At 28.7% G+C, this 16019-nt stretch carries 14 protein-coding genes; 5 read left to right on the forward strand and 9 right to left on the reverse strand.

Annotated elements, in window-relative coordinates; genetic code table 11:
- From M2325_RS07595 to M2325_RS07615, 5 genes are all read right to left on the reverse strand, one after another.
- A partial coding sequence (locus M2325_RS07595; protein WP_259052516.1) for a right-handed parallel beta-helix repeat-containing protein occupies positions 1–2097 on the reverse strand: 2097 nt, incomplete at its 3' end.
- 200 nt (positions 2098–2297) lie between these two features.
- Positions 2298–3041, reverse strand: coding sequence for a uroporphyrinogen-III C-methyltransferase (gene cobA / locus M2325_RS07600; RefSeq protein ID WP_259052522.1), 744 nt, complete (start codon positions 3039–3041; stop codon positions 2298–2300).
- Between the two features lie 104 nt (positions 3042–3145).
- Entirely contained in the window at positions 3146–4252 is a 1107-nt protein-coding gene (gene cofG / locus M2325_RS07605) for a 7,8-didemethyl-8-hydroxy-5-deazariboflavin synthase subunit CofG (RefSeq protein ID WP_259052524.1), read from the reverse strand.
- Positions 4253–4348: 96 nt separating this feature from the next.
- A complete protein-coding gene (locus M2325_RS07610; protein WP_245314214.1) occupies positions 4349–4555 on the reverse strand; it encodes a MoaD/ThiS family protein in 207 nt (68 codons plus the stop codon).
- A 60-nt stretch (positions 4556–4615) separates the two neighbouring features.
- Positions 4616–5641: a transcriptional regulator gene (locus M2325_RS07615; protein ID WP_259052526.1), complete on the reverse strand. Its 1026-nt coding sequence runs from the start codon at positions 5639–5641 to the stop codon at positions 4616–4618.
- Positions 5642–5785: 144 nt separating this feature from the next.
- Between M2325_RS07615 and M2325_RS07620 the strand changes: the two genes are divergently transcribed.
- Both M2325_RS07620 and M2325_RS07625 read left to right on the forward strand, forming a co-directional pair.
- Positions 5786–6688, forward strand: a complete 903-nt coding sequence (locus M2325_RS07620) for an RlmF-related methyltransferase (RefSeq protein WP_259052528.1) — start codon at positions 5786–5788, stop codon at positions 6686–6688.
- A gap of 80 nt (positions 6689–6768) precedes the next feature.
- The gene (locus tag M2325_RS07625) at positions 6769–7398 is read left to right on the forward strand and encodes a ThiF family adenylyltransferase (RefSeq protein ID WP_259052538.1); all 630 of its coding nucleotides are present in this window, start codon (positions 6769–6771) and stop codon (positions 7396–7398) included.
- Between the two features lie 82 nt (positions 7399–7480).
- Here the strand turns inward: M2325_RS07625 and M2325_RS07630 are convergent, their stop codons facing one another.
- Both M2325_RS07630 and M2325_RS07635 read right to left on the reverse strand, forming a co-directional pair.
- A complete protein-coding gene (locus tag M2325_RS07630) occupies positions 7481–8143 on the reverse strand; it encodes a TIGR00266 family protein (protein ID WP_209591596.1) in 663 nt (220 codons plus the stop codon).
- Positions 8144–8243: 100 nt separating this feature from the next.
- On the reverse strand, positions 8244–9620 hold the full coding sequence (locus M2325_RS07635) for a GTPase (protein WP_209591595.1): 1377 nt from the start codon (positions 9618–9620) through the stop codon (positions 8244–8246).
- Positions 9621–9867: 247 nt separating this feature from the next.
- Here M2325_RS07635 and M2325_RS07640 point away from each other — a divergent pair, with 247 nt between their 5' ends.
- Positions 9868–11031 carry a hypothetical protein gene (locus M2325_RS07640; RefSeq protein WP_209591594.1) on the forward strand — a complete coding sequence of 388 codons (1164 nt, stop codon included), beginning with the start codon at positions 9868–9870 and terminating at the stop codon, positions 11029–11031.
- Between the two features lie 92 nt (positions 11032–11123).
- Here M2325_RS07640 and M2325_RS07645 read toward each other — a convergent pair whose 3' ends face one another.
- The gene (locus M2325_RS07645) at positions 11124–12341 is read right to left on the reverse strand and encodes an FAD-dependent oxidoreductase (RefSeq protein WP_259052540.1); all 1218 of its coding nucleotides are present in this window, start codon (positions 12339–12341) and stop codon (positions 11124–11126) included.
- A gap of 342 nt (positions 12342–12683) precedes the next feature.
- Here M2325_RS07645 and selB point away from each other — a divergent pair, with 342 nt between their 5' ends.
- The gene (gene selB, locus M2325_RS07650) at positions 12684–14252 is read left to right on the forward strand and encodes a selenocysteine-specific translation elongation factor (RefSeq protein ID WP_259052542.1); all 1569 of its coding nucleotides are present in this window, start codon (positions 12684–12686) and stop codon (positions 14250–14252) included.
- Positions 14253–15353 carry a mevalonate kinase gene (gene mvk, locus M2325_RS07655; protein WP_259052554.1) on the forward strand — a complete coding sequence of 367 codons (1101 nt, stop codon included), beginning with the start codon at positions 14253–14255 and terminating at the stop codon, positions 15351–15353.
- 51 nt (positions 15354–15404) lie between these two features.
- Here the strand turns inward: mvk and M2325_RS07660 are convergent, their stop codons facing one another.
- Positions 15405–15833, reverse strand: a complete 429-nt coding sequence (locus tag M2325_RS07660) for a metal-dependent transcriptional regulator (RefSeq protein ID WP_209591590.1) — start codon at positions 15831–15833, stop codon at positions 15405–15407.
- Positions 15834–16019 lie beyond the last annotated feature (186 nt).

Consider the following 16019-nt stretch of genomic DNA (forward strand, 5'->3'; position numbering starts at 1 on the left):
TCCACCGTTCTCTTTTGTAGTGTTCCAGTAATTTAAACCAACAACTATACCTGTTTTGATATTTTCCGTATTATTGAATATATTGTTATATATTGAGTTGTTATTTGAATTAATTAAATAAATACCATTATCTATATTTAAACTTATAATATTATTAATAATGGTGTTATTACCACAATTTTCTAATAATATACCCTTTTCGCCGTTTGAATTCATAGTATTATTCGCAATCGTATTATTGTAGCATCTATCGCCATGAATACCTGAAAAATCGTTTGAATTCATAGTATTATTCGCAATCGTATTATTCCATGAATTTGAGATATAAATGCCACGATCATATTTAGTTAAACTTATATTATTATTTATAAATGTATTATTGTGTGAATTACTTATGTGAATACCTTCATCTTCATTAAAACATACGGTATTATTCGCAATTATATTATTAGATGATGAAGTGAGGTAAATACCCTCTTCCTGATTTGAATTTGCAGTATTATTTATAATCGTATTATTCCATGAATTTGAGATATAAATGCCCTGTTCATCATAATTTAAACTTGCGTTATTATATTTAATTGTATTATTGTGTGAACTAAAGAGTTTAATACCTTCTTCACCATTTGAATAGACTGTGTTATTTGTAAGTGTTGCATTAGTAGAGTCTTCTAAGTAAATACCGTTATCGTAATTTAAACTTGCGTCATTATCTAAAACTGTGTTAACTCGTGTTTTATAGATGTAAATACCACACTGAGTATTTAAACTTGCATTATTATTAATAATGGAGTTATTATTAGCATTAGATAAATAAATACCATTATAATCGTTTGAATTTGCAGTATTATTTATAATTGTGTTATTATTAGAAATTCGTGCATAAATACCATAATAATTGTTTGAAGTTACAGTATTATTGATAATCGTATTATTATCACAATTATCTATACGAATACCACACTGAGTATTTAAACTTGCATTATTGTTTGTAATAGAGTTATTATTTGAATATTCTAAGTAAATACCGTTATAGTAATTTAAACTTGCGTCATTATCTAAAACTGTGTTAACTCGTGTTTTATATATATAAATACCATTAAAATTGTTTGAATTTGCATTATTATTTATAATCGTATTATTATTAGAAATTCGTGCATAAATACCATGATAATCGTTTGAATTTGCAGTATTGTTTGTAATAGAGTTATTATCACAATTATCTATATGAATACCACACTGAGTATTTAAACTTACATTATTGTTTGTAATAGAGTTATTATTTGAATATTCTAAGTAAATACCATGATAATTGTTTGAAGTTACAGTATTATTGATAAAAATTGCATTATCTACATTTTTTAGGTTAATACCATATTTGTTTGAATTTGCAGTATTATTTATAATATTGATGATGCCAGCTACCTTATACATCAGGATACCTGATTCAGTATTTGAATTTATCGTATTATTTATAATAGATATATTCGTTATTTCTGCTAGTAGAATACCATAGTTCTTATTTAAACTTACATTATTATCCATAATTTTAGTATTATATACCCGGGATAACCCAATACCACTATCAATATTTGAAACTATGGTATTATTAGTAATAGTTGTATTATCTAGCGTTTGTAGGTCAATACCATATTTATTTAAACTTATGGTATTATTAGTAATAATTAAGCCATTAGAATCGTCATTTGCGTGTATACCATACTCTTTGTTCGAACTTACATTATTATTAATAATTGTAACATTATTAGAATTGCCGATTCCAATACCTCTGCCTACATTAGATATATTAAAGTTTTTTATTGTTACATTATTTGCATTGGATATATCTATTCCGTAATTCACAGTAGTGGTACTACTATCGTTTATAGTAAATCCCTTTCCATCGAGTATTACATCGTTACATTGAATATTTATAACATTACCACTGGAAACCGTTATATTATCTGTTAAATAATATTTACCCGGTGTATTTATTGTATACTGTCCATTTATTGCAGTATCTGCATATGTTGCATTAACAGCCAACATTGTTACTAGTAGTAACATAAAAAATGTTATTTTGTAGTTTTTATACATATTATCCTCCATAATTATTATAAAATTATTTATTTAATTAATTAAATAAATAATTTTTTATTTAAATCTGGGGAAAATCAAGGATATATAAAAACAGAACAAAAAGAACAAAATAACGATAATCAAATATGGAACAAATTAAAATAAAGAGTTAAAATAAAACTTAAACAAATAATAATAATAAAAAGAAAATAAATAAATTAAATATCTAATATGTTAACAACATCGCCTACTACGATAATTCCAGGAGCTCTTACGTCGCTGTTTTGTGCAATTTCTACAATGGTTCCGAGCGTTCCCTTAACCATTCTTTGATTATCTCGGGTACCATCCATTAAAATTGCAATAGGTGTATTTTCGTTTCTTCTTGGATTTCTTAACAATTTTTTTACGTGATTTTCCAAGTTAGAAATTCCCATTAATATAACAATTGTTTGAGCGTTTAAATCCTCTAATTTAACTTGCTTTTCGCCTTCCGACTTATCTTCTGCTTCATGTCCTGTTACTACAGTAAAAGATGTTGCAACTTTTCTATGAGTTACTGGTATGTCAAATATTTCCGGTACTGAAATAGATGAAGTAATTCCAGGTATAATTTCATAAGCTATGCCTTCTTTTTTTATTGCCAGTACTTCTTCGCCCCCTCTACCAAATACAAAAGAGTCTCCACCTTTTAATCGGACTACAAGTTTATTTTCTTTTGCTTTATTGACTATAATTTGGTTAATTTCTTCCTGTTTGTGCGAATGCTTGCCTTTTCTCTTCCCAACATATATGAGCTCAGCATCTTTGGATGCGTTATTTTTTATGATGTTTTCCCCAACTAAATCATCGTATATTATAACTTCCGCACTTTTTATTGCATTAATTCCCTTTAAAGTTATTAATTCCTCGTCTCCAGGGCCTGCACCAACTAATATTACTTTTGAATTGTTTTTTTCCATAATTACACCTAATTAAAAATATAAATTAAATATTGTAATCAATTTACTTTATAATTCTTAATTTATTCTATATTAAGTTATTCTTTTATTTTTTATTTTAGTTTTTAATTTCTAATTCTTTTAATTTCTTGAATTTTATGATATATTCTTTCGTCCAACCAATCATTGTTGATGTACTTCGCATATACGGGCAATCTTTCGACTAAAGTATAGCCTAATTCAGCACTAAATTTGTTTAATTCCTCAATCTCTGGCCAAGGCGCTTCAGGGTTGACAAAATCTTTTGTAACTGGCGAAACTCCACCCCAATCGTCAATACCTGCAAGTAGTAATAATTGACCGGTTTCTTTATTTAAATTAGGAGGTACTTGAACGGAAATATCTTTTAAAATCATTCTAGATATAATAATTGTTTTTAAAACCTCAAGGGGAGTAGGTTCTGGATAATTCTCCATAGCTATGCCCTTTTTAGCCCTAAAATTTTGAATTATTACTTCTTGTATGTTCCCATATTTTTCGTTTATCCTGTTAATTTCAAAAAGTGAATCTACCAATTCTTCCTTAGTTTCCCCAATACCTATTAAAATACCGGTTGTAAAAGGTATTTTTAATTTTCCCGCATTTTCTATCATTTCTATACGTGTTTTAGGCAATTTTCCCATGCTATCTTTATGAGCAACCGTATTGCAAAGTCTACTACTTGAATTTTCCAACATTAAACCCATAGACGCGTTAACTTCCCGTAATGTTTTTAAATCTTCGTAAGAAAGTATTCCACAATTTGTATGGGGTAATAAGTCCGTATTATTTAAACACCAGTCTTCAATATCGTAGAGGTACTCAACAATGTTACCATAGCCCATTTTGTTTAATTCTTCCATTATTTTTGGATTCTCGTCTACATTTTCCCCGAAAGTAAAAAGAGCTTCGTGACAATTGTATTTATCCGATTCCCTAAGCGTTTCTTTCATTTGTTCTTTTGTTAAAAGCGTGTAATTTTCTTCTCTAAATGTGCAGTAACCACAAATATTTCTGCACCAGGTACAAACCGGTATAAAAGCATTTTTTGAATAAGTTATGACTTTATTTGTATTTTTTGTATTATCTGCATTGTTTGTATTATCAAATTTTGATAAATCTAATAAATTTTCTAAAATTTCTGTTGATGATGTGGAATTTAAGATATTTAACGCATTTTCACGGCTTATCATAGAATCACCACTACTGATTTTTATCAATTATTTTAAATAATTTTAAATAATTATTTTATTAATTATTTTATTAACTTTTATTTTTTATTTTTTAAATTAACCACCAGAAACTACGGGCAATATTCTTAATTTATCATTATTTTTTAATATATCATCATCGGATAGTATTTCTCCGCTTTTAACAATTAAAACGTCCTCTAAATCCATTAAATTAATAAGATTATTTACAGTACTATTTTCTTCAATTTCAATTGTTTTTTCCTGATTATTGTAATTCACAATTACTTTGATTATATTATTCAAATTAATCAACTCAAAATTATTATTTTCTATTTTTATTATTATTTTATTATTATTTTATTATTATTTTTTATTTTTATCCTTTAAAAAGTTCAATAGTTCTTCAGTATCTCCCATTTGCTCTAATTCTTTTAAACTAAGGGCTGCAATTCTTTTATATTGCATATCTTTATTTTCCAATATCAAAATGGAATGACTGTTGAATAATTGTGATATCTCGTTGACTATCAAAGCTTTTCTTTTTACTTCTTCGTTGCTAGATTCTTGAATATTTGTGAACAACAAGTTTTTGGAGTTTTCTTTATCTTCTCCGAGCGCATCAAAAGGTGCCCTAGTCGTTTCGGTTACATTAAATCCCAAATCACTAAATAAATCAAGTACGTTACTTTTAAAGCTGTCTTCCTCAGATTGATTTTGATGACTTTTTGTCAATTCGCTATTTTTTATACTATTCGTATCATATTTGATATTATCATTGCGGGCGGAATCCGTGTTTTTTTCTCGACTAGATATTTCAATATCTTCCCTTATAATGTGTAAGCCCTTAACAAGTGGAACGTCCAAATATTCCTCAATCTTAATTGCAACTTCAGCAGACGGGTTTGCTTCATTTTGCTCATATTTATATATGGTTTTCCTTGAAACGCGGGATATTTCCGCTAATTCGCCGACTGAAATATTTAATTGCTCACGAGTTCGTTTTAACACAGTACCATCGATATTAACGAAAAAACCACCCCTATCCGCATAAACTACGGGAGGTTGCCCAGTTATCTGGTTTTCAAAAGTTTTTGAAGTAACTGCTTTTATATGGTGACGTTCGTAAACTACTTCGTCTTCCATTGTTGAATTACGAGTCCTAGAACCAATTATTATGGGTGTAGCGGATACTATAGACGATATTTTACATAATTCGTCGGATTGCTGAGAGCTTAAGCTATCTATGTTTTTTAGCACTTTTATAAGCAATCTCGTGTTTCCCCTTCTTGCTATCAAATCAAAGCACGACCTGTCCAAAGATGGCTTTGAAATTACAAAATTATTCTCATATAGTATTTGAATACATTCTGATAATAATACTTCTCGCATTATAACCACGCTTTTTTATATTTTGTACGTTAAAGTAAATATATTTAATACAATTATAGTTATACTCTATATATAATTATATAGTTAATATTACGCTGGGTTAAACACAATTATAAATAATTATAAATAATTACAGGTCAAATTATGGAAAAAAAGAATATTGATGACAAATTTATTGGATTAAAAATAAAAGACGCCATAATATTTAATGAAAATTTAAAAAAATATGTGGAAATAACGATAAATAAATCAGGAAAGGAAATTTATAAAATTGATTTTAATTCCAAAGAAGCAGTTTATGAATACAACGTAGCAATTTTAAAAGGATTATATGACTTAAATATGAAATTTCATAGCGATGCGTTAGTACCTACCCCCGTTAACCGATATACGTTTATTTATTACATAATAAATAAATTTTTAGATAATTTAGATAATTTAGATAATTTAGATAAGCCAAAATTAAATATTTTAGAAATAGGCACTGGTTCAGGGATTTTATCAATTTTAATGTCAAAATACTTCTGCGAATTAACCAATAACTGTGAAAAAGATGATAAATTAATAAATATTTATGCTACAGATATTAAAGAAGAATATTTGGAAATAGCACGGGAAAATTACTCCAATAATTTAGATAAATTAAAATTGCCAATTAAATTTGTTAATTCTCAAGGAAATTTAATAAAAAACATTTTGGAATTAAATAAAGAATTAAATAATAAATTTGATATAATATTTACCTATCCTCCATACTATTCAGACCATTCGGTCGCTTCGATACGGAGTTTTGGGGGTGCAGATGCTGAAAAAGTCGAGTTAATTGGTGGTGGCAAATACGGGGAAAAATTTTCAGAAAATTTAATTGAAGAAGCAAAAGACGTTTTAAATGAAAATGGAATTATTGCATTTATGTTTCCGGATAAACCTGAAGAAAGGCGCGTATTGGTTGAAAATAAAATTTTAAACTGTAACTTAAAGTTGGAAAAGTACGAAATTCAGTCTGGAAAACGTAAAAGACATATTATATTTGGAATTAAAAAATAAAATTAATAATAAAATTGTTAAAATAATAATAAAAATAGTAAAAATAATAAACTAATAAAATACAATTAAAATGGGATATTATGGAAAAATTGAATAATAATAACGATGATATGGTCGAAATAAAAGCTTTAGAGGATAACTTAAAAGCTACAGGAACCGTTACCGTTCTTGGAGCAGGTCGCTTGGGTGCTAGAGTAGTTATGGATTTATTAGAAGTCCATAGGGGTGGCTTTGAAAAAATACAAGTTTTTGACGGTGCAAAAATCGATAAAAATGACATTGTCCATAGAAAATATGGTGCAAAAGTAGGGGACTTTAAAACTAAATTTTTAGAGGATTATTATCCTGAAAAAATAATAGGGATTCCAAAATACGTAGATGTTGAAAATATAAAATATATAGAAGGCGATGTCATAATATCGGTTATAGCTGGCGGGGATACTTTAAAAATACGAGAATCGGTATTAGATTACGCGTTAAAAAATGATAAGCAATTTATATCTACAAATGGTGTTTTTGGAATTGAAAAGCCTGTAAAAGTTGAAATGTCGCAAGAAGCAAAAGGTCCAGTAGAATTCATGAAAAATATGGCGAATCATACTGTTGTAGGTACGGGAGGCTTAATTAAAGATGGCGAACCGATTACGCCGTATACGCTTGATAAAATGAGTGAATTAATAGTTAAAACTTCATTAAAACTTAAAAAATAGAAATTTTACAAAAAAATAAATATAAAACTTAAAAAATTAGTAAATTAGTAAATTAGTTAATTTATACAAAATTTAATCTAAATTATTTGGTTTGAGTAGGTATGTAAGGTAATATAAAGTCCACAAAGCTCTCTACGTTTCTTGTTTGGATATAGATTGTTCCAGTGCCTGAAAATCTATATACTAAACCTTCTCCACCCAATAAAGTTGATTTTAAACCGCCTACTTTGGTTAATTGATAGTCTAATCCTTCGGTAAATCCTATCAAGTTACCGTTGTCAACAACCAATGATTCGTTGTTTAATTCAACTGTTTCTATTGCACCGTAGGATGATAAGAATAAATCTCCGTCACCTGTTAACTTCATTAAAAATAAACCTTTACCGCCAAAGAAAGATTTAGAACCCCCAAATTTGGTGTCTATATCGATATTTGGGGATGATGCCAAATAAGCTCCGTGTTGTACGTATAAGGTACCATTCAATTTATGATATTGTATATCCCCAGATAAAGATGGTGCTAAAGCTAATTTACCAGAACCGCTAAATGTATTTAGGAATAAACTTTCACCAACTACAGCTCTCTTTAATACGCCAAATAAACCCCCTTTAGCTTGTGTTTTTATTTCTACGCTTGGTTCCATGTAAACCATTGCACCAGTTTCTGTCACTACACCTTCATTGTTAAGATTTAACTTTAAAATTGAATATGATGGACCTTTTTCGATAGAATAATCGTAAGCCATTTTTAACACCCTTAAATTTTTATAATTTAATTAATATGTTATTATTTATTCTATTTATTGTTTTTATCTTTTTTTATTTATATTAATTATATTTATTAATTTAAATTTCCCCAATTCCAATATATATATTATTGTTTCCAATTTTCTTAAAAGCTTCAGAATACAACTCAATACCGTATTTATCCGCAAATTCTTGCATTCTTTTTCTGCCTGTATCTTTAGTTCGTTCTCCAACTGAAACGAGTACGTAACTATCGTAAATTTTTTCGCAAGCTAATATCTTTTTTACCTTATATCTACCAGTTCTTAAATCAAGATTTACAATTTCAGGTATTTTTTCAAGGTGCATAATGGCTTGTTTTGCATCTTCAATTAACATACAGTCTTTTAAGTGCTCAAAGATTACTTTACTATCTTCACTACTTTTTAAACTGCTTACATCTTTTTTCTTTTCTTTTTCAACCTTTTTGGTTATTCCGTTATCTGTATCCATTAAATTTTCGTCTTTATTATTTCTTTCATTCTTAATTCTTTCATTCCTTTCATTTTTAATGGATTTATCATTTGTATTAATGGCTAATCTATCGTTTTTATAGTAATTTAACTTACCACTTTGGAAATCTACGATTATAGACCTAGAAGCTCGGTTTATATCGGTAATACCACCTTTTGCAAGATAGTTTAATTTTTTACCGATTAATTCTATCGTATCTTCATCTATTTTTTCAACGGGGATATCCTTTAATTCTTCGATTCCATAATATTCGCTTAATAGTGTGTTATCGAATTTTTGAAGCCTTTGAAGGATTTTAATAGTTGGAGATGTGATATTTTTTGATTTTTCAAACCTTAAAGCTCCTGATATTATTAATTCGTCATCGTCATTTGGCTCAATTATTCCAGGAGTGTCTAATAATTTTATATCCTTTGTAAGCTTAATCCATTGTTCTCCCACAGTTAAACCTGCAACTAAACCACTCCTCGCACTTTTTTTACCCGTAAGTGAGTTAATAATTGAAGATTTACCTACGTTAGGGTATCCCACTACCCCTACAGTGCCAATGTTTTGAGTTTTGGATGAATTTGGATGAGGTATGGGAGTAGGATTAGAATTAGATAAACTCTTATTTTTAGCTTTATTTTTAGCACCAGTATATATATGAAGCTTTATTTCATCCCTTAATATCTTAGTACCTAATTTATGAGTGGCACTAACGAATACAACCGAAGCGTCAGGATTTTCCGCCATAAATTTCTTTTTCCAAACTTCTAAAATTTCTTTAGGCACTAAATCGGCTTTATTTAGCACATATATAAGTTTTTTACCATTGTGAATAATACTACTTTCTAAATCGTAGTTACGAGTAGTTTCAGGGTCTCTGGCATCTACCACCAATAAAATAACGTCACATTCCGTTATTATCCCTTTAACTTTTAATTTTGTAGATATTCTAAGTGTTGATTTTTTCTTTTCCATGATTTCACCATAAAATTGATTAAATACATTTATACGTTCATACGCTCATTAAGTTATAAAGTTATAAAGTTTGATTATAAATTTATAAATTTTAAGTTGTATCAATTAAAATAGTAGCATATCATTTAAATAATTATCAGTGTAAATTATTGATAAAATTGATAAAATTGGCAGAACCATATAAAAATAGTTATATAATATGATAAATAGATAAATAATCCATAAAATTATTAAAATCGGTGTAAAAATGTCAAATTTAAGAGCATTAAGAGCAAGATTAAGAGATTTTGTAGAAACTGAAGAGGGTTATTTTGCAGTTAATACCTACCAACACCCAAACGACAGAATAATAGCATTTTTAAGATACATTAATTTAAATAAACTATCAAAAGTTACGAATAAAGAAATTGACGAGTTATTGACGATATATAACTTAAATAAGGACGATGTACGAATTAAATTAGATGAAAACGGAAATGAGTTAAAATTTATTAAGGTAGCAGATTCGAAAACTGCATACGATATCTTACAACAAAATTATCCAAGATATGTTTATTATGATAGTGTAAACGACGTATTGTTGCACGCTATACCTTACGCCGATATAAAACAGATTATAAGTCCAAAAGATAGATTAATGGAAATAATAAACAATCCAAAGACTCCATTAGAAGAAAAATGTAAAAAATTAGCTGAAAAGTTAAAAGAATGTGGTAAAAAGAATAATTTACCTATTGATTTTAATAATATGGGAGTTTCTGGCTCCACCATACCAAAACTTAACAATGAAGGTTCGGACATTGATTTTGTAATCTACGGTATGAAATATCACAAAATGGCAAGGAAAATCTTAGAAAAATGCTTTGAAGACGAAGAAATTCCTGAAATAACCCCCCTATCTGAAAATTTCTGGAAAAAAGCATATACTAAAAGAATTAAAGACGATACTCTTGGTTACGATGAATTTGTATGGCACGAATTAAGAAAATACAATCGTGGCTCCATATGTGGAACAATGTTTGATTTATTGGCTACAAGAGAATGGGACGAAATAAACGATAATTACGGCGATAAATCCTATAAAAATAATGGTTTCATTGAAATAAATGCCAAAGTAAAGGATGATGACTATATGTTTGATAATCCAGCTACTTATTCTCTTGAAAACGTAGAAATAACGGGATATGACGGAAATATAAATGTTAATGAAGTTACGGAAAATATGAAAAATTCCTTAAAAGAAGTAGTTTCTTTTACCCATACTTACGCAGGTCAATGTTTAAATGACGAAAATGTATCCATTAGGGGTAAATTAGAATCCGTAGAATCTTCCAATTGTAAAAGTTACTATAGAATTGTCGTAGGAACTACAAGAGAAGCATTTAACGAGTATATTAAATTAAATAAGTAAATACTTTTAAAATAAAATAAAAATAAAAAAATAGCATATTTTTATTTATTAATTCTATTATTTTAGTTTTTCTATTTTATTAATTTATTATTTTAATTATGGTCCTTTTTTCTATCAATTTCTTTCAACAAAGGCGGGAATGGGTCAGATGTTGGAAATATGTTGTAAAAATGACTGTAGTCCCCACTTCCTTTGAGATATTGTAAAAAGTAAGGTGCAACTTCATTCGGTGAACCCATAGTAACGCCCCCTACGACCTTTCCATCCTCAAAATAAACTCTATTAAAGCCCCGATACTTTTCAAAGTAAGCACCATGTACATTTCCGGTTTTTATCTCCCTATAATCGTTAGTTTGAGTTCCAATAATCCCTAATGGTATTTTTAAACGTATTACCTCCATATACGGGATTGGTCTTAATTTAACCAATGGCTCTTTTGTTATATCGTTATGTATGTTAATCGCAACGATAGCACCTTGTCTTGCAGAAATAGGAGTGTTACTCCTACCTATAGCGTCACCACAAGCGTATATATTTTCAACGTCGCAACGAACCCTTAAATTACTATTCACACTGAAAGGTCGAGTCCCCCCAAATGCTATTAAATTGTACACATTTTCATCGTTTAATAACTCTTTAGTTTTGTTTTCGTCTTTTAGTATGTTAAAATTAATTATATGGTTTAAAACGTACTTTCTAACGTCCTGGTCTGTGATACGTTTTAATATGTTAGAACGTACGTACGTACTGACTTCAGTACCTAGTGAAGAAAATACGGACGAAATTTCCGAAGCAGATATTCCACCACCGATTACGACCATTTTTTCAGGTAATTCTTTTAATTTAACCAAATCTGAGTATTTATTGCATATTATTTCCTCATAAATGCTTGGATATTCCATACCTGTGGCATAAACTACATAATCGTAGTTTTGCTCTTGCTCTTTTTCAAATCGTTTATATATTACATTTATACCTTCTTTTTTTAATTTTTCAAAACTATTTCTTCTAATGCCAGAATGAACTTCATCTATTTTTTTGTTTAATGTTTCAAGGCTCATAAAGTCATTTAATTTATATTTATCTTTATCCTGTCCATTAAATCCTTTAACTTCGTTTAGTCTATCGATTGAATCAGAAATTTCTTTGAGTGCATTTATGTATTTACATCCATAGTTTAAACAGAGACCCCCCAATTTATCTTTTTCATATAAATCTACAGATATTCCCATTCTAGAAAGCTTTTTGGCACAAGAGGAACCTGCAGGACCTGCACCTACTATTGCCACTGTTACATTTGATAAATCCATAATAACCCCCAATATGAATTTTTTATATAATTATTTTATAGTTATTTTATAATTATTTTATAATTATTTTATAGTTATTTTATAGTTATTTTATAATTATTTTATAGCTATCTTATTTTTTATTTATTATACTTTTATTTTTAGTTAGCAATAGTAATTATGTTGAAATAGATTTATAAATCATATGATGAAATAAAATATAATTTAAAATATGACATAATATAAAGTAATATAAAGTAATATACAATATTATATCGATATATGAATACGATAACAATATATGATTATAAATTAATTTAAACTCTTATTTAATTAAATAATTAAATTTATGGTACGATTATTATGGCGGATTTATCAAAAGAATTAAACGAATTAAAAGACTTAAAAGATTTAAAAGACTTAAAAAACATTAATTTAGGAATTTTTGGACACATAGACCACGGAAAAACTACTTTATCAGGCGTATTAACTGAAATAGCTTCTACTTCTTCACTAGATAAGTTACCCGAATCCCAAAAGCGAGGAATAACCATAGATATGGGATTTTCATCATTTAACTTAATGAAGGAAGAAACAAACCAAAATTACATGGTTACGCTTGTTGATGCTCCGGGGCACGCCGATTTAATCAAAACTGTTGTTAGTGCTGCAGACATAATTGATATTGCACTAATAGTGGTGGATGCAAAAGAAGGGCCAAAAACACAAACTGGAGAGCATTTACTCATATTAGATAACTTTAAAATACCTACAATCGTGGTTATTACGAAAATAGATAACGCAAATAATGACGAAATCGCACAGACAAAGTTATTTATGAATTCCATACTTGGTTCAACTCAGAATTTGAAAAATAGCGAAATTTTGGAAATTTCCGCAAAAAGTAATATTGGAATCGATAATTTGAAAAATTCAATAATGGAAAACTTATTAAAACTTGAAAAGGAAAATAAACTCAATAGAAACATAGATAATTACTTTAAAATGCCTTTAGACCACGCATTTCCAATTAAAGGAGCGGGAACTGTTGTAACAGGAACCATAAACAAAGGGATTGTTAAAGTTGGCGATGAATTACAGATATTGCCTATAAATATGGAAACAAAAGTAAGAAGTATTCAAAGGTTTAAAAAGAGCGTCGAACATGCAGAAGCCGGCGACCGTGTTGGTATGGCACTACAAAACGTAGAAGCTAAGCAAATATACAGAGGTTGTATATTAACTTCAAAAGATACCAAATTACAAATGGTAGATAAAATAGTAGCTAAAGTAAAGATTTCAGATATATTTAGATATAATTTAACCCCAAAAATGACTGTACACCTTAATGTGGGAATGTTGACTGTTCCTGCGAAAGTAATTACCTACAAAAAGGTTTTAGACCCTCAAAGTAATAAAGCCGAAAATTTAATCGTAAATCAAGTTAGTGCCGGTCAAGAATGCTACTGCTCATTTGAACTCGATGATAAGGTACTCGCAGAAGCTGGGGACAGTATATTAATAACAAGGTTAGATTTGCCACCTACCACACTTAGAATTTGTGGTCACGGAACCGTAGAAAGTTTTGAGTCTTTAAAAGATTTGGATATTAAAAAAGAAGTTTTAAGAGACGGAATAGTTAGAATAGATAAAGGAAGAGTTAGCATTGAATATTTGGCACCTTCAAAATCCAATGCGGAAAAACTAATCGGTGAAAAAGTCTACGTTATCGATAAATCAAAAAATATTGAAGAAGTTAAAAAATTATTATCTGAAAATGATGTTATAGACTCTGAACGTCCGGAATATATTAAAGCTATTGGGAAGCTTAAAGGTACTTTTGGGACTAAAGGAGTGCTTGTAGCGGATTTTGACGCAGATATTGGTAATAGGGACATTGTACTTTTGAAAAGGCTCAGAAGGTGGGGCTAAATGAAAAATAATGATTTTAATGGCAATTATGATTGTAATTCGGATTGTAATTGTATTTTAGAACAAAGCCCTTCAAAAATAATTTTATTCGGAGAGCATGCTGTTGTAGATGGTTATCCTGCTATCTCAATGGCAATCGATTTAAAAACACACGGTACTATCAAAAAATTAGAATCCAAAAAAATTAAAGTAAATTTGGAAGATTTAAACGAAGAAATTGAAATTAATATCGAAACAGAAGAAGAAATAAGAAATTTTTTAAGTTTAGATATTAATACAATTGATAAAAACGTTAAATATGTAGTTTGTGCAATCAAAAATACTTTAAACTATTTAAATGAAAATACCAATCCTGATGTAAATATCAATGATTTAATTGTACCCTTTGAATTAACATTACATTCTGAAACGCCTGTTAGTTGTGGGCTAGGCTCTTCAGCTTCTGCAGTGTTAACAACTATCAAATTGGTATCTAAATTATTGGGTAGTGAATTATTAGTTAGATTACTACCAAGTGAAGATTTTACTTCATTATCCAATCTTGAAATGGCAGAAATCGCTTATAGTGTAGAAAAAGAAATACAAGGTAGGGCAAGTATAACTGATACATATACCGTCTCTATGGGGGGTATTCTAGAGATAACCAACAATGAGTATGACCCTAATAATTTAAATAATAAATTCGTTGAATTTATAAAAACCTGTAATTTCTTAATAGTTTACGTTGAAGAAAGAAGTAGAAAAACCGCTGAATTAGTGCAAGAAGTGGGAAATAACTCTAAAAAAGATGAAATATTTTCTAAAATTGGAGAAATAATTCTAAAATTAAAAACTTGCAACGATAAAGTAGAATTTGGAAATTTAATGGTGCAAAACCATAATTTATTAAAAGAATTGAATATATCTACGGAAAAAATTGACCAAGTCATAGAATTGGGCTCTAAATATGGATTAGGTGCTAAATTAACCGGTGCAGGTGGCGGCGGTTGTGCAATAATTCTTTTGGATGACGATTCGCTTCATAAAAAAGAATTGATAGATAATCTTAAAAAAATATCTGTTAAAGGAATTTTTGAATGCAAAATGTACTTAGAATCATAAATGCTAGTTAATAAAAATAAAGAATTTTTTTTATTTCTTATTTTATTTTTATTATTCCTTATTCTTTTCGTCAGGGAATGCTTTTTCGATTTTTTCGCCATGCGGACAAGTTGCGGGTTTTTTCATGTACACGTAGAGTCTTTCGATTGTATCATCACTCATCGAGTGTTCTAATTTACAAGCTTCGTTACAAGCATCTTTTAAATCTACACCTAAGCAATCAACTAAAAAATGTTCTATAATTAAGTGCTTTCTTAATATTTTTCTTGCAATTAATTCGCCTTTTTCATCTAATTTTATCCCTACGTAAGGTTCATATATGATATAACCTTCGCTACTTAATTTTTTAGCCATACCTGTGACAGCGGCAGGCTTAACACCCAGTAAGTTTGCCAACTCTGTTGTTTTTACGGGTCTTTGCTCTTTTCGTGTAAATATATGAATATGTTCAAGATAATCTTCAATATTTGGAGAAACCATTAAATCACCATTTTTATTATGATATCTATTTGAGTAATCTATTAGAGTACTAACTTAAAATTTATTTTTTAGATTGGGGCATCTTCGAGTAGTATAATGTTAATTATCATACGATTGGATATGTGCGTGAATAATATAGTTAATAATCTGAGTAATAACAAATGCTGAAATCATGTTACTTATATA

The organism is Methanococcus voltae PS (genome assembly GCF_024807035.1).
GTDB classification, from domain to species: domain Archaea; phylum AGJL01; class Methanococci; order Methanococcales; family Methanococcaceae; genus Methanococcus; species Methanococcus voltae.

Bases quoted from the DNA above. Each gene is read 5' to 3' on its own strand.
- cobA (WP_259052522.1), bottom strand. From the start codon at position 3,041: ATGGAAAAAAACAATTCAAAAGTAATATTAGTTGGTGCAGGCCCTGGA.
- cofG (WP_259052524.1), bottom strand. From the start codon at position 4,252: ATGATAAGCCGTGAAAATGCGTTAAATATCTTAAATTCCACATCATCA.
- M2325_RS07615 (WP_259052526.1), bottom strand. From the start codon at position 5,641: ATGCGAGAAGTATTATTATCAGAATGTATTCAAATACTATATGAGAAT.
- M2325_RS07620 (WP_259052528.1), top strand. From the start codon at position 5,786: ATGGAAAAAAAGAATATTGATGACAAATTTATTGGATTAAAAATAAAA.
- M2325_RS07625 (WP_259052538.1), top strand. From the start codon at position 6,769: ATGGAAAAATTGAATAATAATAACGATGATATGGTCGAAATAAAAGCT.
- M2325_RS07630 (WP_209591596.1), bottom strand. From the start codon at position 8,143: ATGGCTTACGATTATTCTATCGAAAAAGGTCCATCATATTCAATTTTA.
- M2325_RS07635 (WP_209591595.1), bottom strand. From the start codon at position 9,620: ATGGAAAAGAAAAAATCAACACTTAGAATATCTACAAAATTAAAAGTT.
- M2325_RS07640 (WP_209591594.1), top strand. From the start codon at position 9,868: ATGTCAAATTTAAGAGCATTAAGAGCAAGATTAAGAGATTTTGTAGAA.
- M2325_RS07645 (WP_259052540.1), bottom strand. From the start codon at position 12,341: ATGGATTTATCAAATGTAACAGTGGCAATAGTAGGTGCAGGTCCTGCA.
- selB (WP_259052542.1), top strand. From the start codon at position 12,684: ATGGCGGATTTATCAAAAGAATTAAACGAATTAAAAGACTTAAAAGAT.
- mvk (WP_259052554.1), top strand. From the start codon at position 14,253: ATGAAAAATAATGATTTTAATGGCAATTATGATTGTAATTCGGATTGT.
- M2325_RS07660 (WP_209591590.1), bottom strand. From the start codon at position 15,833: ATGGTTTCTCCAAATATTGAAGATTATCTTGAACATATTCATATATTT.